This window comes from Streptomyces sp. NPDC029122 (genome assembly GCF_055569445.1).
Genome location: NZ_JBVHWK010000008.1, coordinates 163,650 through 187,733, shown reverse-complemented (window position 1 = coordinate 187,733; position 24,084 = coordinate 163,650). Strand labels below are relative to the sequence as shown.

Annotated in this window: 21 protein-coding genes and 1 tRNA gene; 8 read left to right on the top strand and 14 right to left on the bottom strand. The window is 73.3% G+C overall.

The window, feature by feature from the left end; all coding sequences use genetic code 11:
- Positions 1-14 precede the first annotated feature (14 nt).
- Positions 15-692 (bottom strand): response regulator transcription factor, encoded by a 678-nt coding sequence (locus ACZ4WZ_RS12925; protein ID WP_388939157.1) that lies wholly within the window; start codon positions 690-692, stop codon positions 15-17.
- A gap of 470 nt (positions 693-1,162) precedes the next feature.
- Between ACZ4WZ_RS12925 and ACZ4WZ_RS12920 the strand changes: the two genes are divergently transcribed.
- Positions 1,163-2,683 carry a peptide MFS transporter gene (locus ACZ4WZ_RS12920; RefSeq protein ID WP_467889011.1) on the top strand — a complete coding sequence of 507 codons (1,521 nt, stop codon included), beginning with the start codon at positions 1,163-1,165 and terminating at the stop codon, positions 2,681-2,683.
- 62 nt (positions 2,684-2,745) lie between these two features.
- On the opposite strand, the gene ACZ4WZ_RS12915 is transcribed toward ACZ4WZ_RS12920, so the two are convergent.
- The 8 genes from ACZ4WZ_RS12915 to hutU form a co-directional block, all read right to left on the bottom strand.
- A complete protein-coding gene (locus ACZ4WZ_RS12915; RefSeq protein ID WP_467889008.1) occupies positions 2,746-4,134 on the bottom strand; it encodes a hypothetical protein in 1,389 nt (462 codons plus the stop codon).
- Positions 4,131-5,228, bottom strand: coding sequence for a neocarzinostatin apoprotein domain-containing protein (locus ACZ4WZ_RS12910; RefSeq protein ID WP_467889005.1), 1,098 nt, complete (start codon positions 5,226-5,228; stop codon positions 4,131-4,133). The genes ACZ4WZ_RS12915 and ACZ4WZ_RS12910 overlap by 4 nt, the downstream gene beginning before the upstream one ends.
- Entirely contained in the window at positions 5,225-6,229 is a 1,005-nt protein-coding gene (locus ACZ4WZ_RS12905) for a COG1470 family protein (RefSeq protein WP_467889003.1), read from the bottom strand. Before ACZ4WZ_RS12905 ends, ACZ4WZ_RS12910 begins: the two co-directional genes overlap by 4 nt.
- 15 nt (positions 6,230-6,244) lie before the next feature.
- On the bottom strand, positions 6,245-6,940 hold the full coding sequence (locus tag ACZ4WZ_RS12900) for an LPXTG cell wall anchor domain-containing protein (protein WP_467889000.1): 696 nt from the start codon (positions 6,938-6,940) through the stop codon (positions 6,245-6,247).
- A gap of 138 nt (positions 6,941-7,078) precedes the next feature.
- Positions 7,079-8,257 carry an imidazolonepropionase gene (gene hutI, locus ACZ4WZ_RS12895; RefSeq protein WP_467888997.1) on the bottom strand — a complete coding sequence of 393 codons (1,179 nt, stop codon included), beginning with the start codon at positions 8,255-8,257 and terminating at the stop codon, positions 7,079-7,081.
- Positions 8,258-8,291: 34 nt separating this feature from the next.
- Entirely contained in the window at positions 8,292-9,632 is a 1,341-nt protein-coding gene (locus ACZ4WZ_RS12890; RefSeq protein WP_467888995.1) for a formimidoylglutamate deiminase, read from the bottom strand.
- On the bottom strand, positions 9,623-10,813 hold the full coding sequence (locus tag ACZ4WZ_RS12885) for an allantoate amidohydrolase (RefSeq protein ID WP_467889122.1): 1,191 nt from the start codon (positions 10,811-10,813) through the stop codon (positions 9,623-9,625). Before ACZ4WZ_RS12885 ends, ACZ4WZ_RS12890 begins: the two co-directional genes overlap by 10 nt.
- A 62-nt stretch (positions 10,814-10,875) precedes the next feature.
- Positions 10,876-12,561: a urocanate hydratase gene (gene hutU / locus ACZ4WZ_RS12880; RefSeq protein ID WP_467888993.1), complete on the bottom strand. Its 1,686-nt coding sequence runs from the start codon at positions 12,559-12,561 to the stop codon at positions 10,876-10,878.
- 105 nt (positions 12,562-12,666) lie between these two features.
- On the opposite strand from hutU, the gene ACZ4WZ_RS12875 reads away from it, so the two are divergent.
- The gene (locus ACZ4WZ_RS12875) at positions 12,667-14,013 is read left to right on the top strand and encodes a type III PLP-dependent enzyme domain-containing protein (RefSeq protein WP_467888990.1); all 1,347 of its coding nucleotides are present in this window, start codon (positions 12,667-12,669) and stop codon (positions 14,011-14,013) included.
- Positions 14,014-14,040: 27 nt separating this feature from the next.
- Here the strand turns inward: ACZ4WZ_RS12875 and ACZ4WZ_RS12870 are convergent, their stop codons facing one another.
- Positions 14,041-14,883: a MurR/RpiR family transcriptional regulator gene (locus ACZ4WZ_RS12870; RefSeq protein WP_467888987.1), complete on the bottom strand. Its 843-nt coding sequence runs from the start codon at positions 14,881-14,883 to the stop codon at positions 14,041-14,043.
- A 147-nt stretch (positions 14,884-15,030) separates the two neighbouring features.
- Here ACZ4WZ_RS12870 and ACZ4WZ_RS12865 point away from each other — a divergent pair, with 147 nt between their 5' ends.
- Positions 15,031-15,393 (top strand): hypothetical protein, encoded by a 363-nt coding sequence (locus ACZ4WZ_RS12865; protein ID WP_467888984.1) that lies wholly within the window; start codon positions 15,031-15,033, stop codon positions 15,391-15,393.
- 462 nt (positions 15,394-15,855) lie between these two features.
- Here the strand turns inward: ACZ4WZ_RS12865 and ACZ4WZ_RS12860 are convergent, their stop codons facing one another.
- Entirely contained in the window at positions 15,856-17,238 is a 1,383-nt protein-coding gene (locus tag ACZ4WZ_RS12860; RefSeq protein WP_467889119.1) for a cystathionine beta-synthase, read from the bottom strand.
- 125 nt (positions 17,239-17,363) lie between these two features.
- On the opposite strand from ACZ4WZ_RS12860, the gene ACZ4WZ_RS12855 reads away from it, so the two are divergent.
- From ACZ4WZ_RS12855 to ACZ4WZ_RS12845, 3 genes are all read left to right on the top strand, one after another.
- Entirely contained in the window at positions 17,364-18,374 is a 1,011-nt protein-coding gene (locus ACZ4WZ_RS12855) for an SGNH/GDSL hydrolase family protein (RefSeq protein WP_467888981.1), read from the top strand.
- A 264-nt stretch (positions 18,375-18,638) separates the two neighbouring features.
- Positions 18,639-19,859, top strand: a complete 1,221-nt coding sequence (locus tag ACZ4WZ_RS12850; protein WP_467888978.1) for an acetyl-CoA C-acetyltransferase — start codon at positions 18,639-18,641, stop codon at positions 19,857-19,859.
- Positions 19,860-20,163: 304 nt separating this feature from the next.
- On the top strand, positions 20,164-20,967 hold the full coding sequence (locus ACZ4WZ_RS12845) for a hypothetical protein (RefSeq protein WP_467889117.1): 804 nt from the start codon (positions 20,164-20,166) through the stop codon (positions 20,965-20,967).
- Here the strand turns inward: ACZ4WZ_RS12845 and ACZ4WZ_RS12840 are convergent.
- Complete coding sequence (locus ACZ4WZ_RS12840; RefSeq protein ID WP_467888975.1) at positions 20,951-21,307, bottom strand: hypothetical protein; 357 nt, start codon at positions 21,305-21,307, stop codon at positions 20,951-20,953. The genes ACZ4WZ_RS12845 and ACZ4WZ_RS12840 overlap by 17 nt on opposite strands.
- Before the next feature lie 102 nt (positions 21,308-21,409).
- Between ACZ4WZ_RS12840 and ACZ4WZ_RS12835 the strand changes: the two genes are divergently transcribed.
- Positions 21,410-21,640 carry a DUF4287 domain-containing protein gene (locus tag ACZ4WZ_RS12835; protein ID WP_361601228.1) on the top strand — a complete coding sequence of 77 codons (231 nt, stop codon included), beginning with the start codon at positions 21,410-21,412 and terminating at the stop codon, positions 21,638-21,640.
- 111 nt (positions 21,641-21,751) lie between these two features.
- Here ACZ4WZ_RS12835 and ACZ4WZ_RS12830 read toward each other — a convergent pair whose 3' ends face one another.
- A complete protein-coding gene (locus ACZ4WZ_RS12830) occupies positions 21,752-22,606 on the bottom strand; it encodes a Bax inhibitor-1/YccA family protein (RefSeq protein WP_467888972.1) in 855 nt (284 codons plus the stop codon).
- A gap of 136 nt (positions 22,607-22,742) precedes the next feature.
- A tRNA-Leu gene (locus ACZ4WZ_RS12825) sits at positions 22,743-22,825 on the bottom strand.
- A gap of 419 nt (positions 22,826-23,244) precedes the next feature.
- On the opposite strand from ACZ4WZ_RS12825, the gene ACZ4WZ_RS12820 reads away from it, so the two are divergent.
- A complete protein-coding gene (locus tag ACZ4WZ_RS12820; protein WP_467889114.1) occupies positions 23,245-24,015 on the top strand; it encodes an ABC transporter ATP-binding protein in 771 nt (256 codons plus the stop codon).
- Positions 24,016-24,084 lie beyond the last annotated feature (69 nt).

Genomic DNA, 24,084 nt, shown 5'->3' with positions numbered 1-24,084 from the left:
CCGGGGGCGGGGGGTCAGCTCCTCTCGAAGCGGAAGCCGACGCCCCGGACGGTGGCGATGTAGCGGGGGTTGGCGGCGTCGTCGCCCAGCTTCTTGCGGAGCCAGGAGATGTGCATGTCGAGGGTCTTGGTGGAGGACCACCAGGTGGTGTCCCAGACCTCGCGCATCAGCTGGTCGCGGGTGACGACGCGGCCGGCGTCGCGGACCAGGACGCGCAGCAGGTCGAACTCCTTGGCGGTGAGCTGGAGCTCCTCCTCCCCTATCCACGCGCGGTGCGATTCGACGTCGATGCGCACGCCGTGGGTGGCGGGGGCCTGGCTGGCCTCGGTGGCGCCGCGCCGCAGCAGGGCCCGGACGCGGGCCAGCAGCTCGGCGAGGCGGAAGGGCTTGGTGACGTAGTCGTCGGCGCCCGCGTCGAGGCCGACGACCGTGTCGACCTCGTCGGCCCGGGCGGTGAGCACCAGGATCGGGAAGCCGTGGCCTTCGGCGCGCAGTCGCCGGGCCACTTCCAGGCCGTCCATGCCGGGCAGGCCCAGGTCCAGGACGACGAGGTCGACGCCGCCCTGCAGTCCGGCGTCCAGGGCGGTGGGGCCGTCCTCCCGGACCTCGACCTCGTACCCCTCCCGGCGCAGGGCGCGGGCGAGGGGTTCCGAGATGGATGCGTCGTCCTCGGCGAGCAGTACACGCGTCATGTGGGTGATGGTAGTCCGCGGCGGCTGGAAGCAGGCCCCTACCTGTACACCCCTCTCGAACAGGGGTTATTGACTACTATCTGCCTTCGAACATGATGGATCGGTTCCCTGAAAGCCTGTGATCCATCTCTCAAGTCCTTCCATATGCGGCGGTGTCCTGTCGTATGGTGGCGAGACGCCTGATGCACTACCCAGGGGATCTTTGTGCCGAAATCCGCGCCGAAGACCTCAAATTCTGCTCTGGTCGGTTGATCCGGCCCAGATGACAGGGAATGACCTATGGGCCGGGCCCGGCGCGCGAGGAGGCGCGCAGGGCGTGGATCCCGGTTACGGCTGCTCCTTCGCCCCCGCCACCACGGGGGACGAGACCCCTGGGCGTGGGGTAGGCGGCCGCCGCCGGTGCCGGCCGCCCCCCACCGGGCGCTGAACAGCTCACGAAGCCGAGCGTCCCGAGCAAGCAAGGATCGACCATGGCTTCCAGCCTGACGAAGGACTCGCCGAGCGCAGCTCACGAGAAAACCGTCCTCGGCCACCCCGTTGGCCTGGCCACGCTGTTCATGACCGAGATGTGGGAGCGCTTCTCCTACTACGGCATGCGTGCGCTTCTCGTCCTGTACTTGGTCTCCGGCGGTGTCGACGCCGCGACCGACAGCCAGGGCGGTGGCCTCGGCTTCACGGCGGCGACGGCCACGGCGATCTACTCCGTGTACGTGGCGATGGTCTACCTCATGGCCATGCCCGGCGGCTGGTTCGGTGACCGCGTCTGGGGCGCCCGCAAGACGGTCGCCATCGCCGGTGGCGTGATCATGGCGGGCCACCTGTCGCTCGCGCTGCCCGGTCAGATCGCGTTCTTCGTCGGTCTGCTGCTGGTCGCGGTCGGCTCCGGTCTGCTGAAGGCCAACATCTCCACGATGGTGGGCCACCTCTACAAGAGCGTGGACGACCCGCGCCGCGACAGCGGCTTCACGATCTTCTACATCGGCATCAACGTCGGTGCCCTCCTCGCCCCGGTCGGCATCGGCATGGTCGGCGAGCTCGTGAACTGGCACCTGGGCTTCGCGCTCGCCGCCGTCGGCATGGGCATCGGCCTCGTGATCTACCTGCTCGCCGGCCGCACCCTGAGCCCGCAGAGCAGCCTGGTCCCGAACCCGCTGTCCGCGGCCGAGCGCAAGGCCGTGATCGTCAAGGCCCTCGCCGCCCTGGCCGTCGTCGCCGTCTTCTACGGCGCCGTGGTCGCGGCGGACATGTTCACCATCAAGTGGGCGCTGTACCCGATCACGATCGCCGGTCTGATCATTCCGGTCGCCGTACTCGTCCGCATCAAGCGGGACAAGGACCTGTCCGCCGTCGAGCAGACCCGGATGAGCGCCTACATCTGGTTCTTCGTGGCCGCCGCCGTCTTCTGGATGATCTACGACCAGGGCGGTTCGACCCTCTCGCTCTTCGGCGACAAGAACTCCGAGCGCAGCCTGCTCGGCTGGGAAGTCCCGACCACCATCTTCCAGTCGCTGAACCCGCTCTTCGTGGTGGCCCTGGCCCCGGTCTTCGCCGCCGCGTGGGTGGCCCTGGCCCGCCGCAACCGCGAGCCCAGCACGATCGTGAAGTTCTCGGCGGCCCTGGTCATGGTCGGCGCCTCGTTCTTCGTCTTCGCCATCCCGCTGAGCCAGACCGCCGGCAACGACACCAAGGTCACCATGTGGTGGCTGGTGCTCATCTTCCTGATGCACACGCTCGCCGAGCTGTGCCTGTCCCCGGTCGGCCTGTCGGTCACCACGAAGATGGCTCCGCAGAAGTACGGCTCCCAGATGATGGGCGTCTGGTTCCTGGCCGTCACCGCCGGTGACTGCATCACCGGTCTGCTCGGTCTGGCCGAGGTGCAGCTGAACGGCGTGGGGATCATCCTCTTCCAGGCGGCCGCCGCCGTCCTCGCCGGTGTCGCGATCTACATGTACCGCCAGAAGGTCAACGCGCTGATGGGCGACATGAACTGACCCACCCCGCGCGAGCGGTGAACGGCCCGGCACACCGGAAGGTGTGCCGGGCCGTTCGCGTGTCAGCGGGTGCCGCGCAGGCGGCGCCAGGGAGTGAAGGTGAAGACCGCGCCGCCGAGGAGGATCACGGTGCCGGCGACCAGGGCCAGCGCCTTGACGCCCCCCTCGTCGTCGGCGCCGGTCTCGGCGAGGCCGCCGGAGGCGGCGGCCGAGGAGCCGCCGGTGGTGGAGCCGCCGGTGGTGGAGCCGCCGGTGGTGGAGCCGGAGCCGCCCGGCTGGGCGGTGGTGTCCAGCTCCAGGGAGACCCCGCTGCTGGCCGCCTTGCAGGGCACGTTGATCGGGGTCGAGCCCGGGGCCATCGTGACGTCGATCGTCAGCTGGTCGGGGCTCAGCGTCACCTTGCCCGTCTTGCCGGGCTTGTAGGTGCCGGTCATGTCGCTGAGGCTGACCGGGGCCTTGTCGGGGATCGGCTCGGCGTTCGCCGGGCCGGTGACCTTGACCGTGCCGCTGTCGGCGCCGCCCAGCTTGATGTCCATCGAGGGCTTGAGGGCGCCGGCGGGCAGGGCCATGGGCGCGGCCATGGCTCCCTTGGCGGTCTTGACGGTGAGGTCGTAGGCGCCGGCCGCGTTCTTCCTGGCGTTGACGGTGACCGGGGTCTTGATGCCGCCGGGGACGACCGCGCCGCAGTCGTAGGCCACCTCGACGGGCTTGCCGGGGAAGTCGGTCTGGCCGCCGCCACCCCCGGTGGTGCCGCCCGTGGTGGTGGTCGAGCCGCCCGTGGTGGTGGACCCGCCGGAGCTGGTGGACCCGCCGGAGGCGCCCCCGCCGGCCGTGCCGCCGCTCGTCGTGCCCCCGCTGGCCGTGCCGCCCGTCGTCGTGCCCCCGCTGGACGTGCCGCCGCTGCCGCCGCCGCCCGACACGTCGATGGTCGCCCCGCCCTTCACCTCGCCCACCGGGGAGCACTTGGTGACGAAGGTGCCGAAGGAGAAGGTGACCGCGACCTCGTACTTGCCCGGGGTGACGGTGATCTTCCCGGCCTTGGTCAGCTTCAGCTTGCCCTTCATGGTGGACATCACCATGGGGGCCTTCTTCGGGATCTCCGGGTTCTTCTTCTCCCCGACGACCTTGACCTCCCCTCCCCCGCCGCCGACGGTGAGCCAGCCGGTGGGCTGCACCGAGTCCTTCGGGATCACCATCAGGTCGGTGTTGTTCGAGGCGGGCTTCACCGTCTCCCACGACACGTCGACCTCGTCGCCGACCTTGGCCGTGGCCGGGGCGGTGATCCTGGCGGTGGTCTCGCCCTCCACCGGATCGCCGCCGCCGGCCGGCGGTACGCACTTGACCTTGAACGTGGCCTCGGCGGCCTGGGCGGGGGAAGCCGCCACGGCGATCCCCGCGCCGCCGAGCAGCAGCGCGGCCACGGCCGCGCTCGCCCTCCGTTGGGTCTTCACGATGGTCCCTTCGTCGTCGGACTGTGATCGGACGGTGCGGACGTCTGTGGGGGCCGCGGTTCCTGCGGTCCCGGGGTGAACCACGGCAGGACCGCCGTCGGGGCGTCGGAGGCCCGTACGGCGGGGAGCTCCGGCAGGCGCGCGGTCGCCGCCGGGGCCGGGGAGGCCGCGTCCGGGGCCTTCCGGGCGCCCCGGTGGCGTCCGGGGGCCCCGGGGCGGGGGCGGACCCGGTCGACGACGGCCATGCCCAGCCGGAAGAGCGCCGTCGGGATCACCACCAGGAGCAGGCCCCAGAACAGCAGCACCCCGTACGGGCGGTCCACGCCCCAGGGCTGGGTGGCCAGGACCGTGTCCCCGTACTTGAGGGAGACGGTGTAGTCGCCGTGGGCGCCCGCCGGCAGGGCCACGTCCAGCGCGACCTCCGCCTTGCCGCCCGGCGGGATCGTCCCCTTCCAGCGGGCCTCCTCCCACACCGGGGCGAAGACCCCGTGCGCGGTGCCGAGCTGGAAGACGGGGTCCTTGACCGGGGCCGCGCCGAGGTTGCCGACGGTGGCGGTGAACGTGCGGCCGGGCGGGGCGCCGAACCAGGTCAGCACTCCGTCCCCGCCCTTGAGCCGGACCCCCGTCAGCAGCGCCAGCCGGGCGGTGCCGGACTCGGCGGGCAGTTCCGCCACCGGATGGCCGGTGATCCTGATCGGCACCGCCACCGTGGACCCGTCCCCGTTGACGGAGGTCACATGGACCACGCAGGGACAGGGCTTGGGCGGTTCCGCGACGGGCAGCCGGGCGGTGAAGCGGCCGTCGTCGGTGACGGAGACGGCCGCTCCTTCGGCGTTGGCGCAGCTGTTGGTGCCGCCGATCATGTTCTGGCCGCAGACCAGCAGCATGACGAGGGTCTTCGCCCGCCAGCCGGTGCCGGTGACCGTGATCTCGGTGCCCTTGGCCGCCTCCTGGAGGGAGAGCGCCGCGGTGGGCTTCGCGTCGTCGGCGGCGGCGGGGGCGGCGGCCTGGAGCAGCGGGAGCAGCGCCAGGGCGAGCGCCGCCAGGGCCGCGCCGAGGAGGGTTGCGGGCTTCGCGCCGGCCGTGCGGCTCACCTGGGGGCTCCCGTCAGCTCGTGCTCGTGTTCCGGGTCGCGCACCTGCGGGCGCCCCGGCGGCCCGTACGGCTCCGCGCGCCGCGAGCGCCGGGCGCGCCGGGCGCGTACGAGGAGCAGCGCGGCCAGTACGGTCCCGCCTGCGGTGAGGGCTCCGGCGGCCAGGGTGGCGCTGCCGCCGGGTGCCAGCCACACCGGGGCGGTGGCGGTGGCCGGGGCCGCGCCGGGGGCGGTGACGGTGAGGGTGAGGGCGACCCGGTCGAGGGCGGGCGCGGCGGGCCAGGGTTCGCTCAGCCGGGCCCGCTGTCCGGGCAGCAGCTCGACGGGCAGGTTGCGGGCGGGCCGGGCGGGGATCTGGCGGAGGGTGCCCTCGGCGCTCAGGGCGAGCTCGGGGGCGAGGGCGACGTTGCCCCGGTTGACCAGGGTGTAGTCGATGACGGTGGCCGCGCCGTGGCCGCGTACGGAGAGGTCCTCGACGGTGAGGGCGGCCACCGCGGGGCCACCGACCCGCAGGTGGACCCGTACCCCGGTCTCGCGGCCGGTCTCCGAGGCGACGACGGCGGCGGGGTGGTCGCCGGGCGGGGCGGCGGGCGGCACGGTGACGGTGAAGGGGACCACCGCGCGGGTGCGGGGCGGGAGCTTCACCGTGGTGGCGCCGCCGAAGCTGATCCAGGAGCCCGCGCCGGACCCGGGGCCCGCCGGGCGGGCGCCGGACCCCGGCGCGGCGGGGCGCACGGCGAAGGCTCCGTCGGGGGTGTTGTGGGCGTCGGCCCCGCGCAGGGTGACGGTGTGCTCGCGGTCGTCGGGGTTGTCGAGGGCGAGGCGGTCCTCCAGGACGGTTCCCGCGGGGCCCGTGAGGTAGAAGTACGGGCGCGCGGGGCCGGGGCGGGCGGTGGCCGGTCCGGCGGTCCAGCCGGGCTCTTCGGCGGCCGCGGTCGGGGCCGCGTACAGGGTGACGGCGGCGAGGAGTGCGGCGCCGGGCCGCTTGAGGGCGTGGAGCACGGGCGGGCGCTCCGTTCAGGACCGGGTCCGCTGGGGCTGCCGGCCTCGCCGGGTCAGCCAGAGCACCCCGGCGGCGCCGGAGAGCAGCACGGTGGCGCCGAGGGTGCCGAGGGCGAGGGCGGAGTCGGCGGGGCCGGTCTGCGGCAGGCTGGGCTCGCCGCCAGGGCCGCCGGGGCCGCCGGGCGGCGGGGCGCCGCCGCCGGCCGCGGTGACGTCCAGCTCCAGGGACGGTCCGGGGCCGTTGCCCGGGGTGCAGGTGGTGGTGGTCCCCATGGCCTTGATGGTGAGGACGCCCGCGGTGAAGGTGACCTTGCCGCTCTTCTTCGGGGTGTAGGTGCCCGAGAGGTCGGTGATCTTGATGGGGGTGTTGGCGGGGGCGGCCTCGGGGTTGGGCGGTCCCGAGACCGGTATGGAGGCCTTCTCCGCACCGTCGGCCATGATCACGGCGCTGGGGTTCATCGCGCCCTTGCCGAGCTCGATGGGGCTGGAGGAGACGCCCTTCTGGAAGGACATCGTCAGCTTGTAGCCGTCGCCCTCCTTGACGGCCTTGATGTCGATGGGCGAGACCGCCGACTTGTCGCCGATCGGGGTCTGGCAGTCGTAGTGGACGTCGACCACGTCGGCGTGGGCCGCGGGGGCGGCGAGCAGGACCGCGGATCCGGCGAGCGCGGACGCCAGCGCGAGTGCGGTGGAACGTTTCCGGTCGGACACCTTCGTCTTCCCCTCGGCCACAAGTTACTGACGACACATCAGATCGGTGGCACAAGGTACGCCCGGGACCTCGCGGAGGGAAGACAAAGGGCGGCCGGCGCTTCGGGCGGTGCGCGGGCGGGCGGGCGCCGCCGCCGGTCAGGCGGCGCGCACCCCCCGCTGCCAGACGGCGGAGACGAGCGGGACGCCCGGCCGGTAGGCGAGGTGGACGTGGCTCGGGGCGTCGAGCAGGGCCAGGTCCGCGCGGGCGCCGGGCGCCAGACGGCCGATGTCGCCCCGGCGCAGGGCGCGGGCCCCGCCGGCGGTGGCGGCCCACAGCGCCTCGTCGGGGGTCATGCCCATGTCCCGGACGGCGAGGGCGATGCAGAACGGCATGGAACTCGTGTACGAGGAACCGGGGTTGCAGTCGGTCGACAGGGCCACGGTGGCGCCCGCGTCGAGCAGCCGGCGGGCGTCGGGCCACTGGGCGCGGGTGGAGAACTCGGCGCCGGGCAGCAGGGTCGCCACGGTGACGCCGGCCGCCTGGGCGAGGGCGTCCACGTCGGCGTCGGTGAGGTGGGTGCAGTGGTCGGCGGAGGCGGCCTCCAGCTCCACGGCCAGCTGTACGCCGGGGCCGTGGGAGAGCTGGTTGGCGTGGACGCGCGGGATCAGTCCGGCGGCGGCGCCGGCGGTGAGGACGGCGCGGGCCTGCTCGCCGTCGAAGGCGCCCTTCTCGCAGAAGACGTCCACCCAGCGGGCGTGCGGGGCGCAGGCCTCCAGCATCTCGCCGGTGACGAGGTCGACGTAGCCCGCCGGGTCGTCGGCGTAGTCGGGGGAGACGATGTGCGCGCCGAGGTAGGTGACCTCCTCGGTGTGCGCGGAGGCGATGCGCAGGGCGCGGGCCTCGTCGGCGACGGTGAGGCCGTAGCCGGACTTGGTCTCGAAGGTGGTGGTGCCCTGGCGGCGGGCTTCGTGGAGGTGGCGCAGGAGGTTGGCCTCCAGCTCCGCGTCGGTGGCGGCGCGGGTGGCGGCGACGGTGGTGCGGATGCCGCCGGCGGAGTAGGCGCGGCCGGACATCCGGGCGTTGAACTCGGCGGTGCGGTCCCCCGCGAAGACGAGGTGGCTGTGGGAGTCGACGAAGCCGGGGATGACGGCGCGGCCCTTCGCGTCGAAGGACGCGTCGGCGGCGGGGGCGGCGCCGGCGGGGCCGGTCCAGGCGATGGTGTCGCCGTCCATGACGAGGGCGGCGTTCTCGATCAGGCCGAGGGGGCCGCCGTCGCCCTGGGCGGGGTCGTTGGTGACGAGACTGCCGATGTTGGTGATGACGGTGGTGCTCATGGGTTCCTCTCGGGAGGTTCCGGTCCCGGCGGCGTCAGCCGCGGACGGCCGCGATCGATGCGGCGAGGGCGGCGGCGACGTCCCCGACCAGCGTGTGGGCGCCGTCGCGGACCACGTGCCGGCCCCCGACCACCGTGTGGCGGACATCGGCGGCCGAGGCGGCGAAGACGGCCGTCTCCGCGCCGAGGCGCGGCGGCGGGCCGGCGGTGCGTACGGAGTCCAGCGCGACGGTGGTGAAGTCCGCCAGGGCGCCCGCCTCCAGGCGGCCGGCGTCCGGCAGGCCCAGCGCGGCGTGCCCGTCGGCGGTGGCGGCAGTCAGCAGGGCGTTCGCGGTCCAGTGCCCCCGCGTCCGGCTGCGCAGCCGCTCGTTCAGCTCCATCGCCCGCGCCTCCTCCAGCAGGTCGATCACGGCGTGGCTGTCGCTGCCGAGCGACAGCGGGCTGCCGGCCCGCTGGAGCCGGCCGGCCGGGCCGATGCCGTCGGCGAGGTCGCGTTCGGTGGTGGGGCACATGCAGGTGCCGGTGGAGGTCCCGCCGAGCAGGGCGATGTCCGCGTCCGTCAGGTGCGTGTTGTGGACGCCGGTGGTGCGCGGGCCGAGCACCCCGTGGTCGGCGAGCAGCTGCGCGGGCGTGCGGCCGTGGGCGGCCCGGCAGGCGTCGTTCTCGGCGGTCTGCTCGGACAGGTGGACGTGCAGGGGCGCCCGCCGCTCCCGCGCCCAGTCGGCGACCGTGGCGAGCCGGCCGGCGGGTACGGCGCGCACGGAGTGGATCGCCGCGCCGATCAGCGCGTGTTCCCGGGGCTTGAGCGCGGACACCCGTTCGGCCCAGGCGTCGGCGGTGCCGTCGGAGAACCGCAGCTGGTGCGCGTTCGGAGCCTCCCCGAAGCCCGAGGACAGGTACGCGGTGTCGAGGAGGGTGATGCGGATGCCCGCCGCGGCCGCGGCCTCGATCAGGGCCTCGCCCATGGCGTTCGGGTCGGCGTAGGGGGTGCCGCCGGGCGCGTGGTGGACGTAGTGGAACTCGCCGACGTTGGTGATGCCGGCCAGGGCCATCTCGGCGTACACGGCGCGGGCGAGGTCGAAGTAGCTGTCCGGGGTGAGGTTCTGGGCGACCTTGTACATGACGTCGCGCCAGGTCCAGAAGGTGCCCGAGCCGACCTGGACGACCGAGCGCAGGGCCCGGTGGAAGGCGTGGCTGTGGGCGTTGGCCAGGCCCGGCAGGGTCAGGCCGCGCAGCACCTCCGCGCCGGGGGGCGGGGTGGCGGTCCCGGTGCGCAGGGCGGCGATCCGCCCGTCGGCCGACACGTCGAGGGCCACGCCCGGCTCGACGGCGCCGCCGAGCCAGGCGTGTTCCAGCCAGTACGTCTTCAGCGGCATGCCAGGCCTTCCAGTACGTCGGCGAGGGCGAGGACACCGGCCACGCAGTCGTCCTCGGCCGCGAACTCCCTCGGGGAGTGGGAGACGCCGGTGGGGTTGCGTACGAACAGCATCGCGGTCGGGGCCGATCCGGAGAGGATTCCGGCGTCGTGTCCCGCGCCCGTGCCGAGGACCGGGACGGACCCGCCCAGGATGCGGTCGATCTCGTCGCGCAGGGCGTGCTCGAACTCGACGACCGGGGTGAAGGACTCCCGTACGACGGTCAGGTCGATGCCGTCGCGGTCGGCGTGCTCGCGGGCCGCCTTCTCGACGGCCGTGACGACCGTGTCGAGGGTGGCCTGGTCGGCGGCGCGGGAGTCGAGCCAGCCCCGGACGAGGGAGGGGATGGCGTTGACGCCGTTCGGCTCGACGGAGATCTTGCCGAAGGTGGCGACGGCGCCGGCGAGGGCCGCCTCCTGGCGGGCGGCGAGCACGGTCTGCGCGTACGCGAGCATCGGGTCGCGGCGGTCCACCAGGCGGGTGGTGCCCGCGTGGTTGGCCTCGCCGTGGAAGTCGAACCGCCAGCGGCCGTGCGGCCAGATCGCGGAGGCGATGCCGACGCGGTCGCCGGACAGGTCGAGGGCGCGGCCCTGTTCGACGTGCAGCTCGACGAAGGCGCCGATGCGGGCGAGGCGTTCGGGGTCGGGGCCGATGGTCTGCGGGTCGTACCCGGCGGCCTCCATGGCCCGCGGCAGGCTGATGCCGTCGGCGTCGCGCAGTTCGTACGCCTTCTCCCTGGTCAGCTGTCCGGCGGCGAGCCGGGAGCCGACGCAGGCCAGCCCGAAGCGGGCGCCCTCCTCGTCACCGAAGTTGGTGATGGCCAGCGGCCGGGTGAGGACGGCGCCGCGGGCGCGGAGCTCGTCGAGGGCGGCGAAGGAGGACACCACTCCGAGGGGGCCGTCGAAGGCCCCGCCGTCGGGGACGGAGTCGAGGTGGGAGCCGGTGACCACGGCGTCCCCGGCGAGGGGGTCGCCGAGCCAGGCCCACTGGTTGCCGTTGCGGTCCACCTCGTACGCGAGCCCGCGCGCCTCGGCCTGCGCCCGGAACCAGGCCCGGCAGTCGGCGTCGGCGCCGGTCCAGGCGTAGCGGCGGTAGCCGCCGCTGCCGCTGTCGCGGCCGATCGGGGCGAGGTCGGCCCACATGGTGTGGAAGGAGGACACCGCCCCCGGCCGGGCGGCGGCCGGGGACGGGTCGTGGGGCGAGGTCACGCGGGGTCACCCTCGCGCATCGGGACGCGGACGCCGCGCTCGTCGGCGACCGTCTCGGCGATGTCGTAGCCGGCGTCGACGTGGCGGATGACGCCCATGCCGGGGTCGTTGGTGAGGACGCGGCGGATCTTCTCGCCGGCCAGCGGGGTGCCGTCGGCGACGGTGACCTGGCCGGCGTGGATGGAGCGGCCCATGCCGACGCCGCCGCCGTGGTGGATGGACACCCAGGAGGCGCCGGAGGCCACGTTGACCATGGCGTTGAGCAGCGGCCAGTCGGCGATCGCGTCGGAGCCGTCGAGCATGGCCTCGGTCTCGCGGTAGGGGGAGGCCACGGAGCCGCAGTCGAGGTGGTCGCGGCCGATGGCCAGCGGGGCGGCCAGCTCGCCACTGGCGACCATGTCGTTGAAGCGCTCGCCGGCCCGGTCGCGCTCGCCGTAGCCGAGCCAGCAGATGCGGGCGGGCAGGCCCTGGAAGTGCACGCGCTCGCCGGCCATCTTGATCCAGCGGTGCAGGGACTCGTTCTCCGGGAAGAGCTCCAGCATCGCCTTGTCGGTCTTGGCGATGTCCGAGGCCTCGCCGGACAGGGCGGCCCAGCGGAAGGGGCCCTTGCCCTCGCAGAACAGCGGGCGGATGTAGGCGGGGACGAAGCCGGGGAAGGCGAAGGCGCGGTCGTAGCCGGCCAGCTGGGCCTCGCCGCGGATCGAGTTGCCGTAGTCGAAGACCTCGGCGCCGGCGTCCATGAAGCCGACCATGGCCTCGACGTGCCTGGCCATGGACTCGCGGGCGCGGGTGGTGAAGCCCGCCGGGTCCTTGGCGGCGTAGTCGGCCATGTCGTCGAATTCGACGCCGACGGGCAGGTAGGAGAGCGGGTCGTGGGCGCTCGTCTGGTCGGTGACGATGTCGATCGGCGCGCCCTCGGCCAGCATCTGCGGGAGCAGCTCGGCGGCGTTGCCGAGGAGGCCGATGGAGAGCGGCCTGCGGGCGTCGCGGGCCTCGGTGGCCAGCTGGAGGGCGTGGGCGAGGCTGTCGGCCTTCACGTCGAGGTAGCGGTGCTCGATGCGGCGCTCGATGGCGCGCGGGTCGACGTCGACGCAGATGGCGACGCCGTCGTTCATCGTCACGGCCAGCGGCTGGGCGCCGCCCATGCCGCCGAGGCCGGCGGTGAGGGTGATGGTGCCGGCCAGGGTGCCGCCGACCCCTCCCTTGCCCATCGAATGCAGCTTGGCGGCGACGGCCGCGAAGGTCTCGTAGGTGCCCTGGAGGATGCCCTGGGTGCCGATGTAGATCCAGGAGCCGGCCGTCATCTGGCCGTACATGGTCAGGCCCAGGTGCTCCAGCCGGCGGAACTCCTCCCAGTTGGCCCAGTCGCCGACCAGGTTCGAGTTGGCGAGCAGGACGCGCGGCGCCCACTCGTGGGTCTGCATCACGCCGACCGGGCGGCCGGACTGGACGAGCATGGTCTCGTCCTGCTTGAGGGTGCGCAGGGTGCGGACCATCGCGTCGAAGGAGCGCCAGTCGCGGGCGGCCTTGCCGGTGCCGCCGTAGACGACGAGCTTGTCGGGGTGTTCCGCGACCTCGGGGTCGAGGTTGTTCTGCAGCATCCGGAGGGCGGCCTCCTGCTGCCATCCCAGGGTGCTGAGCTCGGTGCCTCGCGCGGCCCGTACGGGGCGGGGTCCTGACATGGCGGGTGCCTCCTCCGGTGTTGGTCAATCCATTCACATCCTCGCGGCATGAATAGTTCCAGTCAACAGCTGCGGGCGGGTCGGCCTGATGATGGGATGGCGGACATGGCCGCCGACACGCACACGCAGGGCACCGCCGAGCGCCGTGACCGGGCCGTACGGGCCGCCGTGGAGCAGGGACTGCTGGAGCGCGAGCCGGTGGTCTGCCTGCTGGACGTGGCCGGTATCCGCGCCTCCGCCGCCGCCCTGGCCGGCGCGTTCGAGGCCGCCCTGCCACCGGGCACGCCCGTCCTGCACACCTTCGCGGTGAAGGCCGCCCCACTGGTCCCCGTCCTGCGGCTGCTCGCGGAGGCCGGGATCGGCTGCGAGGCGGCCAGCCCCGGCGAGCTCGCCCTGGCCCGGGCCGCCGGGGTCCCGGCGGAGCGGACGGTGCTGGACTCCCCCGCGAAGACGGCGCGGGAGCTGCGCGCGGCGCTGGCCCTGGGGGTCGCCGTCAACGCCGACAACCGGCAGGAGCTGGAGCGCCTCGACGCCCTCGTGGCGGCGGCCCCCACCCGCTCCCCGGTCGGGCTGCGGATCAACCCCCAGACCGGCGCCGGGGCCATCGACGCCCTGTCCACGGCCACCGCCACCTCCAAGTTCGGCTTCCCGCTGCGCGATCCGGGGGCGCGCGAGCGGCTCGTACGGGCCTTCGTGGAACGGCCGTGGCTGACCCGGCTGCACACCCACTCGGGCTCGCAGGGCGTGCCGCTGCCGCTGATCGCGCAGGGGGTGCGGGAGCTGCACGCGCTGGCCGAGGAGATCAACGCGGCGGCCGGGGAGCGCCGGGTCGACACCCTCGACATCGGCGGCGGGCTGCCGGTGAACTTCACCTCGGACGAGCACACCCCGGGCTGGGAGGCGTACGCGACGGCCCTGCGCGAGGGCGTGCCGGGGCTCTTCGACGGCTCGTACGGGCTGGTCACCGAGTTCGGGCGGTCGCTGCTGGCCAAGCACGGGCTGGTGCTGGCCCGGGTCGAGTACACGAAGGAGGCGGGCGGCCGCCGCATCGCCCTGACCCACGCGGGCGTCCAGCTGGCCACCCGTACCGTGTACGCGCCGGCGGCCTGGCCGCTGCGGATCCTGGCGTACGACGCCGGGGGCGCCCCCAGGAACGGCACCCCGGTGGCGCAGGACATCGCGGGCCCGGCCTGCTTCGCGGGGGACCTGCTGGCCACCGCCCGGGAGCTGCCGGAACTCTCCCCGGGCGACGTGATCGCCGTCCCGGACACCGGCGCGTACTTCTTCACGGCCCACTACGGCTACAACAGCCTCCCCCGCCCGGCGGTCCACGGCTTCACGACCGGTCCCGGCCCGGAGGGCGCCATCCGCTTCGCCCTGGCGCGCCCGGCGCAGTCCCTGGCGGAGATCGTCGCCGAGGCGGGCGGCGCGTACCGGGACGCGCTGCTGTAGGGGCCGGGGGCCCGGGCCGGCCGGCGGCTATTCCACGAAGAGGCCGCGCGCCGCCGCCCGCGCGTCGAAGGACTCCAGCCGTGCCTGCGCGTCCGGCAGGGCGTCCGCCATCGCCTCCAGCAGCACCCGGCCCAGCAGCATCGGGGCGCACGCCGTGTCGAAGGCCAGCCCGGTGCCGACCGGCGCCGGGATCAGCAGGTCCGAGTGCCGGGCGACGGGTGCGAAGGCCGAGTCGGCGACCGTCACCGCCGTCAGCCCGGCCGCCCGCGCGTGCTCCAGGGCCTCCACCACCTCGCGGGGGTGGCGGGGCAGTGCGAAGCACAGCAGCGCCGAGGCCCCGGCGGCGGCCGCCGCGTCGATCCGGTCGGCGAGCATGGAGCCGCCCTCGTCGAGGAGGCGTACGTCCGGATGCACCTTGGCGGCGAAGTACGCGAACCCGCGCGCCTGCGAGGACGCCGCCCGCAGCCCCAGCACCGGCAGCGGCGCCGAGGCCGCGAGCAGCCGGCCCGCCTCCTCGACCGGCGACGGGTCCGCCAGCATCGCCGAGAGCCGCTGGAGGTTCTCGATCTCGCCCTGGACGGCCTGCTGGTACTCGTTGTGCGCGTCCTCGCGCGCGGGCTCCGGACGCCCGGCCGGAGCCACCTCGCGCAGGTGCCGGCGCAGCGCCGGGTACCCGTCGAAACCGAGGGCCACGGCGAACCGGGTCACCGAGGGCTGGCTCACCCCGGCCAGCTCGGCGAGTTCCACGCTCGACAGGAAGGGCACCTCCGCCGCGCCGCGCACCATGCAGTGCGCGATCCGCCGCTGGGTCGGCGTCAGCCGGTGTCCCTCGAACAGCCGTTGCAGCCGTGCGGCCGGGCTGTCGTTCATCGCCGCCCCCTCCGTCCCGTCCCCGGTGAGATATTCAGTCACCCTGCACTCTGCATGCATCTATGCAGCGGAGCAAGCCGTGACCGCGATCCGGATACGGGGGCTATCCCCAGTGCGGGGCCCGGCGGCGGTTCCTAGCGTGGCCTCATGACAGAGCTCGAGAAGGAACTCGCCGCCACGCTGGAGGCCCGGCGGGAGCTCGGGCCCGAGTACGAGGCCGCGCTCGTGGAATCCTTCGTGGACAAGGTCGACACCCAGGTCCGGCGCCGGCTCGCCGAGGAGCGGCTGCACCGGGAGCGCGGCGGACCGGGCTCCGGCGGGACCCCGGTGAGCGCATTCGGGGAGCGCTTCGGCTTCGCGATCGTCACGCTCGTGCTGGCCGTCCCGCTGTCGGCCATCGCCGTCACCCAGGGCACCGGCGGGCTGGTGGTCGCCTGGGCGGGCATCCTGGGCGTGAACCTCGCCCACGCCGGGCGCGCACGTCGGCCCGCCCGCGACCCGCTGGCCTGACCCGACGTCGCTCAGGCCCGACGTCGCTCAGACCCGACGTCGCTCAGACCCGACGTCGCTCAGGCCTGACGGCCTGACGGCCGCTCCCGGCCGGCGGGCGCCCGTCGCGCAAACGGTACGGGGGCGACACGTGACGGCAGCACCGGCTTAACACGGCTGCGCCACAGTGGTGTCGTCGGCGGGGAAGCCCGGGAAGCCGGAACGGCCCCCCGACACCTCGCACGGCGCCTGCGCATCCCCGGAGCGGCTCCCGGAGCACGCCGGCGCCACGGACGCGGACGGCCCTGACCCGGCCCGTGTCCCGGGCGGGGACCGCCGTCGTCCCGCCCCCCGGCCCGCCGGGGTGCGGCGGTCCCCGCCTCCTTCCCGCAGCGGACCCGCGCACACCCCGCACCGCACACCGCACAAACGGGGCGAGGCGGCGGCCCCGTGGCCCGCCGCCCCCCACCGCGCCGCGTCCTGTCAGGCCGTCTTGGCCAGGAACGCCAGCAGGTCCTGCCGGCTCACCACACCGGTGGGCTTGCCCTCGACCAGCACGATCGCCGCGTCGGCCTCACCGAGCACCGCCATCAGCTCGGACACCGGCTCGCCGGAGCCGACCTGCGGCAGCGGCGCGCTCATGTGCTTCTCCAGCGGGTCGCCGAGCGAGGCCCGCTGCGCGAACAGCGCCGCGAGGAGCTCCTTCTCCACGACCGAGCCGATGACCTCGGCGGCCATCACGTCGGGGTGGCCGGCGCCCGGCTTGACGATCGGCATCTGCGAGACGCCGTACTCGCGCAGCACCTCGATGGCCTGGCCGACGGTCTCCTCCGGGTGCATGTGGACGAGCGACGGAATGCCGCCCTCCTTGTCGGCGAGGACATCGCCGATGCGCGCGGCGGGGCCCGCCTCCTCCAGGAAGCCGTGCCCGGCCATCCACTCGTCCGAGAAGATCTTGCTGAGGTAGCCGCGGCCGCTGTCCGGCAGCAGGACGACGACCACGTCGTCCGGGCCCAGGCCCTCGGCGGCGCGCAGCGCGGCGACGACCGCCATGCCGCAGGAACCGCCGACCAGGAGGCCCTCCTCCTTCGCCAGGCGGCGGGTCATCTGGAAGGAGTCCTTGTCGGACACCGCGATGATCTCGTCGGTGACGTTCGGGTCGTAGGCGGTCGGCCAGAAGTCCTCGCCGACACCCTCGACGAGGTACGGGCGGCCGCTGCCGCCGGAGTAGACGGAGCCCTCCGGGTCCGCGCCGATGACCTTGACCTTCCCGCCGCTGACCTCCTTGAGGTAGTTGCCGGTGCCGGAGATGGTGCCGCCGGTGCCGACGCCCGCCACGAAGTGCGTGATCTTCCCGTCCGTCTGCTCCCACAGCTCCGGACCGGTGGTCTCGTAGTGCGAACGGGGGTTGTTCGGGTTGCTGTACTGGTCCGGCTTCCAGGCGCCCGGGGTCTCGCGCACGAGGCGGTCGGAGACGTTGTAGTACGAGTCCGGGTGCTCCGGGTCGACGGCGGTGGGGCAGACCACGACCTCGGCGCCGTACGCGCGCAGCACGTTGATCTTGTCGAGGGAGACCTTGTCAGGGCAGACGAAGATGCACTTGTAGCCCTTCTGCTGGGCCACGATGGCGAGTCCGACACCCGTATTGCCGCTGGTGGGCTCCACGATGGTGCCACCGGGCTTGAGGGCACCGCTCTGCTCGGCGGCCTCGATCATCCGTACGGCGATCCGGTCCTTCACGGAACCGCCGGGGTTGAAGTACTCGACCTTGGCAAGCACGGTGGCCTGCAGGCCTTCGGTCACGCGGTTGAGCTTCACCAGCGGGGTGTTGCCGACGAGGCTGATCATCGAGTCGTGGAATTGCACCATGTTCTCCAAGAAGGGGACTCCACGGGTTCTCCGGGAGGTCCGGCCAGAGTAAGCGGAAAGGGATTGGCCGACCGGCAGTACGGGGCAGGAAGGTCAACACGACGGAGGAGGTGGCTCGGAGGATGTCCAGGGCGAGGACGGCCCGCCGGATCGCGGCGGGGGCGGCGTACGGCGGAGGCGGACTCGGGCTGGTCGGGGTCGCCGCGGTCGGGCTGGTCCTGGCGGAGGTGCAGTTCGCGAAGCGGACGGTGGGCAACGGGCTCGGCGATCCGCCGCGCGCCGACGGCCTGTACGGGAGCGAGTTCAGCGGGCCGGAGCTGAGCCCGGGGCCGCTGCGGATGGGCATGCTGGGCGACTCCACGGCGGCCGGGCTGGGCGTGCACCGGGCCCGCCAGACCCCGGCCGCGCTGCTGGCGTCCGGGCTGGCGGCGGTGGCCGAGCGGCCGGTGGAGCTGCGCAACGTGGCCCTGTCCGGGGCCATGTCCGACGACCTGGACCGCCAGGTGAGCCTGCTGCTGGACGGGAACCGCCCCGCCCCGGACGTCTGCGTGATCATCATCGGCGCGAACGACGTGACCAAGCGGATGCCGCTCACCCAGTCGGTGCGGCTGCTGACGGCGGCGGTACGCAGACTGCGGCTCGCGGGCTCCGAGGTGGTGGTCGGGACCTGCCCCGACCTCGGCACGATCGAGCCGGTGTACCAGCCGCTGCGGTGGATGGCCCGCCGGGTCTCGCGGCAGCTGGCGGCGGCCCAGACGATCGGCGTGGTGGCGCTGGGGGCGCGGACGATCTCGATGGGGGACCTGCTGGGCCCGGAGTTCGCGGCGAACCCGCGCGAGATGTTCGGCCCGGACTCCTACCACCCCTCGGCGGAGGGGTACGCCACCGCGGCGATGGCCGTGCTGCCGACGCTGTGCGCGGCGCTGGGGCTGTGGCCGGGCTCCGACCGGCTGGACGTCTCGCGGGACGAGGACATGCTGCCGGTGGCGAAGGCGGCGTCCGCCGCGGCGGGCGAGGCGGGCACGGAGGTCACCCCGGCCCGCGGCCCGTGGGCCCTGCTCAAGCACCGCCGCCGCCGGCGCCTCCCGGAGACCCAGAACCCGGAGCCGACCCCGGCCGGGGACCACGCGTAGCCGCCGATCCGCGGGCGCGCCTCCGCCCGGCCTCCGGCGCGCCCCGGCCCGGTCTCCACTCCGGCGGCCGCCGGGGCGGGGTACCGCCGCCTCAGGGGGCCCCGCGCGCCCGGGCGGGGCCCCCGGCCGTTCACGCCGTTCCGGCGCGGGCGGCGGGCACAATGGCGAGAGCGACCGGCATCACATCCCGACCCCGGTGACCTCGACGGTACGGGGCGGTAACTTCGCATGCGGTCCCGCAACGACGCACCCCTTGGAGTCCCGATGCCCGAAGCCGTCATCGTTTCCACCGCCCGCTCCCCGATCGGGCGCGCCGGCAAGGGCTCGCTCAAGGACGTCCGCCCGGACGACCTGACCGCCACGATCATCCAGGCGGCCCTCGCCAAGGTCCCCGAGCTGGACCCGCGCCAGATCGACGACCTGATGCTCGGCTGCGGCCTCCCCGGCGGCGAGCAGGGCCACAACCTCGCCCGTATCGTCGCCGTGCAGATGGGCATGGACTACCTGCCCGGCACCACGATCACCCGTTACTGCTCCTCCTCCCTCCAGACCTCCCGCATGGCGCTGCACGCCATCAAGGCGGGCGAGGGCGACGTCTTCATCTCCGCCGGCGTCGAGACCGTGTCCCGGTTCGCCAAGGGCTCCTCCGACGGCCTGCCGGACACCCACAACCCGCTCTTCGCCGACGCCGAGGCCCGTACCGCCGCCGTCGCGCAGAGCGAGGGCAGCGACTGGCACGACCCGCGCGAGGACGGCCTGATCCCCGACGCCTACATCTCCATGGGGCAGACCGCCGAGAACCTGGCCCGCCTCAAGGGCGTGACGCGCCGGGACATGGACGAGTTCGGCGTGCGCTCGCAGAACCTCGCCGAGGAAGCCATCAAGAACGGCTTCTGGGCCCGCGAGATCACCCCCGTCACCACCCCGGACGGCACGGTGGTCAGCAAGGACGACGGCCCGCGCGCCGGCGTCACCCTGGAGGGCGTGGAGGGCCTCAAGCCCGTCTTCCGCCCCGACGGCCTGGTCACGGCCGGCAACTGCTGCCCGCTCAACGACGGCGCCGCCGCGCTCGTCATCATGAGCGACACCAAGGCGCGGGAGCTGGGCCTGACCCCGCTGGCGCGGATCGTCTCCACCGGCGTCACCGCCCTGTCCCCCGAGATCATGGGCCTGGGCCCGGTCGAGGCGTCCAAGCAGGCCCTGAAGCGGGCCGGGCTGACCGTCGGCGACATCGACCTGTTCGAGATCAACGAGGCCTTCGCGGCCCAGGTCATCCCGTCCTACCGCGACCTGGAGATCCCGCTCGAGAAGCTGAACGTCAACGGCGGGGCCATCGCCGTCGGTCACCCGTTCGGGATGACCGGTGCCCGTATCACCGGCACCCTGATCAACAGCCTCCAGTTCCACGACAAGCAGTTCGGCCTGGAGACGATGTGCGTCGGCGGCGGCCAGGGCATGGCCATGGTGATCGAGCGCCTGTCGTAGTCCCGCGGGGTCGCCGCTCGACCGGGACCCCCAAGCCCCGCAAGGGATCCTCGAGGTCCGTGCGCTCTACTGACGGCAAATCCAATCCCGTCGCGGCCGACCTGTGACCGAATCTCCCCCAGGATGTGACCTTTGTCCTGGGGGAGCGGCATTTGCCCAGGTCAGACGCCATCCCCCTAGGCCCGCGAGGACGAAAGACCTGTCCAATTCATGACGTAATGCACTGCACGCCATTCACAGCACGGGACAAGCTGATGTAGGAAGTCGGGGGATCGAATCAACCAGGAGTTAGTCAGTGAGCGCCATGTCTCTTGCCCTGCTGCTGACCACGGCCGCTGCCACGGCCGTGGGCGCTGCTGCGCTGCACGCCGTCCACGGACTGCGCAAGCAGGTCACCGCCCTGCGCGGTGAGCTTGCGGTGTCGGCCGATCCGCGCGCCGCGACCGTTCCGCACGCCCGCAGCGCGGTGCAGTCCCCCGCCGCCGAGATACGAGCCGCCGTGGCCGAGGCCCTGGCCGAGGAGCGCGAGCGCGAGCTGGCCGAGGCGCGGGCCTTCTGGGCCGCGCAGGAGGCCCGCGACGCCGCGGACGCGCCGTCCCTGCTGGGCGGCCTCTCCGGCCTCGGTGAGGACAGCCCGGTCTTCCTGCCCCGGCAGGCGGACCTGGTCGGCCTGGAGCCGGTCCTGGGCGACGACCTCGCCGACGAGTACCCCGAGGATTCGGCCGAGCTCGCCGCGGCCCGCCGCCGCCACCCCTCGCACCCGGACTTCGTCCCGGTCCAGCCGCACCCCGGCGCCGACCACGAGCGCACCGTCAGCCGCCTGGAGGAGCTCGCGGAGGCCCGTACGGCCCTCGCGGACGTCCGCCCGGGCCCGCTGGGCACCCTCGACGTGTACGTCTTCACCGACGGCACCACGCTGTGCATGACGCCGGGCCACCGGGAGACCGCGGAGCGGCTCGCCGAGGCCCTGCGTTCGGGCACCGCCCCGGTGCTGCTCGGCGGCTCGGGCATCTCCGGCGCCTACGCGCTGACGTTCTCCTGCGGTGACGCCGAGGACCCCGACAGCAACGTGTACATCCTGGCGGACCGGGTCATCGCATCGCTCTGATCTCCGCCTGCTCCACCAGCGCCACGGCCTCGTCCAGCATCTCGGACGGGGCCTTCGCGCCGTCCGCCCCGCCACCGGCCTCCGCCGCGCGCAGCGCCTCGGCGAGGTCGAGCCCGGCCACGGCCACCTGGTCCCCCACGACGAAGAGACCCGCGTCCGGCACCACACGCGCCGGAGCCGCCCCCTCCGGCTCCTCCAGCCGCTGGGCCCGCAGCGCGAGCTCCCGGGCCAGCTCCAGGGCCTCGGCGGCGGCGCCCTTCAGGAGGCGGCTCTGCGGCGCGGCCCGCAGCCGGTCGGCGAAGCGTTCCACGGCGGCGTCCAGGGGTGAGGTATCGAGCACCCGGCCGACCTTACGCGCCGTCCCGGCGCCATTGCCAACGGGCGAACTCTGCGGCACGGTGACGTGAAGAGAACAGCACGGCGACACCCCCCGGAGGCGCCCATGTCCGTAGAGTTCTCCGAGCAGACCCACCGCAACATGATCGACAGAATCCCCCAGACCACCGGTCGTGAGATCTCCGACTGGCTCCGCACCGTCGACGAGGGCCCCTCGCTCGTCCGGTTCGAGGAGAAGGTCAGCTGGCTGCTCGGCGCGCACGACCTGTCGTACGGCCAGGCCAAGGCGATCATCCACGAGCACGGCCTGCGCAGAGCCGCCCGCAGGTTCGGCTGAGCCGCCCGGCGACCTCTTACCCCCTCACGAGCCCAGGACGCGGGAAGGCCCCGCGAGCGGTCCGCTCGCGGGGCCTTCCCCTGGTCCTGCCGGCTCGTACCGCCGGTACGGCTAGTCGTCGCCCGAGAGGATCTGGAACAGGCGCAGCAGCTCCAGGTAGATCCACACCAGGGTCAGCGTCAGGCCGAAGGCCGCCAGCCAGGCCTCCTCGCGCGGAGCGCCGTACGTGACGCCGTCCTCGACCTGCTTGAAGTCCAGGGCCAGGAAGCAGGCGCCCAGGATCACGCCGACGATGCCGAAGACGATGCCGAGCGGACCGCTGCGGAAGCCGAGGCCGTCACCGCCGCCGAACAGCATGAACAGCGAGTTCGCCACCATCAGCAGGACGAAGCCGAGGGCCGCGGCCATCACGAAGCCGGTGAACCGGCGGGTGACGCGGATCCAGCGCATCTTGTACGCCACGAGCACCGCGGCGAAGACGCACATCGTGCCGAGCACGGCCTGGACGACCACGCCGGGGCTGATGTAGGTGCTGGTCGCCATCGAGATGACGCCGAGGAAGACGCCCTCGAACGCCGCGTAGCCCAGGATCAGCGCCGGCGTCGGCTTGCGCTTGAAGCTCTGGACCATGGCGAGGACGAACGCAATGAGCGCCGAGCCCACGGCGATGCCGTAGGACTTGCCCACGTTGGCCGGGTCGACCGGCAGGACGAGCCACGCGAGGGTCGCGGTGACGATCAGGGTGCCGAGCGTCATGGCCGTACGGGTCACGACGTCGTCGATGGTCATCGCGTTGCCGCGGACCGGGGCCGTCGGCATGCCGGTGGCCGGGTCGGTGGCGTAAGGATTCGTCGCGTACGGGTTGGGCGCGGTCCCGGCCTGCGCGTGCTGCGCCTCGAAGCCCGCGTAGCCGCTGTTGTCGCGGCTGAACCCCCGTCGCGAGAAGACCGGGTTACTGCTCCTCATCTCACTCCTCCATGGCCTCCGTGTGTGGCCTTGCTTCAAGAGTAATGCGCTCGCAAAGAAAGCACCCTACTGCTGGAGGAGGATCTTAGGAGAAGGTACGGCGAAGCGCCGGAGATAAACGGTGGAGCCGCGGAAGTGCCCGGAGCCGGACTTGAACCGGCACGGCCCGAGGGCCAGCGAGGTTTAAGCTCGCCGTGTCTGCCTTTCCACCATCCGGGCAAGGCGCGGCGGGGCCCCGTGGAAAATGCCTTGTACGCAGTGATGAGCCTATCCGGAAGACCATGCCCGGCCGAGGGCCCTCTATCCGATGTTGTCTGATTTTATTGGCGATTGAGTGGGCGTCAGACCCGATAAGTCGCGGTCGGCACCCTTCCGGACGACGCTCCGCACCGCCCCGGGATTGACCTGATTCCGCTGCCCCCCGCCACCCCGCCCGCCACCCCGGGCCACCCCCTGCCCGGCCCCCCGCGAGCAGCCCTCCTGTCATACCAGAGGAGGAGACACCGTCACTCGCGGTCAGACTCCAGAGGGCCGTCGAACGGGCACCTCGGCTGATCCCCGGCGGGGAGTCCCCCGGTGAGGATGGATGGTCCCGGCACATCGCAGAACCGTTCGACAGGAGTCCCCCCGTGACCGCCATGAACTACGCCCGGCACACCGCACAGGCACAGGCCGTGGCCGCCCGCGCCACGCAGCTCTCCAAGGTGTACGGCCAGGGCGAGACCCAGGTGGTCGCCCTGGACAACGTCTCCGTCGACTTCGGCCAGGGCCAGTTCACCGCGATCATGGGCCCCTCGGGCTCCGGCAAGTCCACGCTGATGCACTGCGTGGCCGGCCTGGACACCTTCTCCGCCGGCTCGGTCCGCATCGGCGACACCGAGCTGGGCTCCCTCAAGGACAAGCAGCTCACCCAGCTGCGCCGGGACAAGATCGGCTTCATCTTCCAGGCGTTCAACCTGCTGCCGACCCTGACCGCCCTGGAGAACATCACCCTCCCCATGGACATCGCCGGCCGCAAGCCGGACAAGCAGTGGCTGGACACCGTGGTGGACATGGTCGGCCTCTCCGGCCGCCTCTCCCACCGCCCCACCCAGCTCTCCGGCGGCCAGCAGCAGCGCGTCGCCGTGGCCCGCGCCCTCGCCGCCCGCCCCGAGATCATCTTCGGCGACGAGCCGACCGGGAACCTGGACTCCCGCTCCGGCGCCGAGGTGCTCGGCTTCCTGCGCAACTCGGTGCGCGAGCTCGGCCAGACCGTCGTGATGGTCACCCACGACGCCGTCGCCGCCTCCTACGCGGACCGCGTCATCTTCCTGGCCGACGGCCGCATCGTCGACGAGATGTACGCGCCCACCGCCGACGGCGTGCTCGACCGGATGAAGGCCTTCGACGCCAAGGGCCGCACCAGCTGACCCGGAGCCGGACCGCCCCGCCCCGCGGAGCTCCCGCGCCCTCCTCACAGACCTCCAGCCCCAGGACCG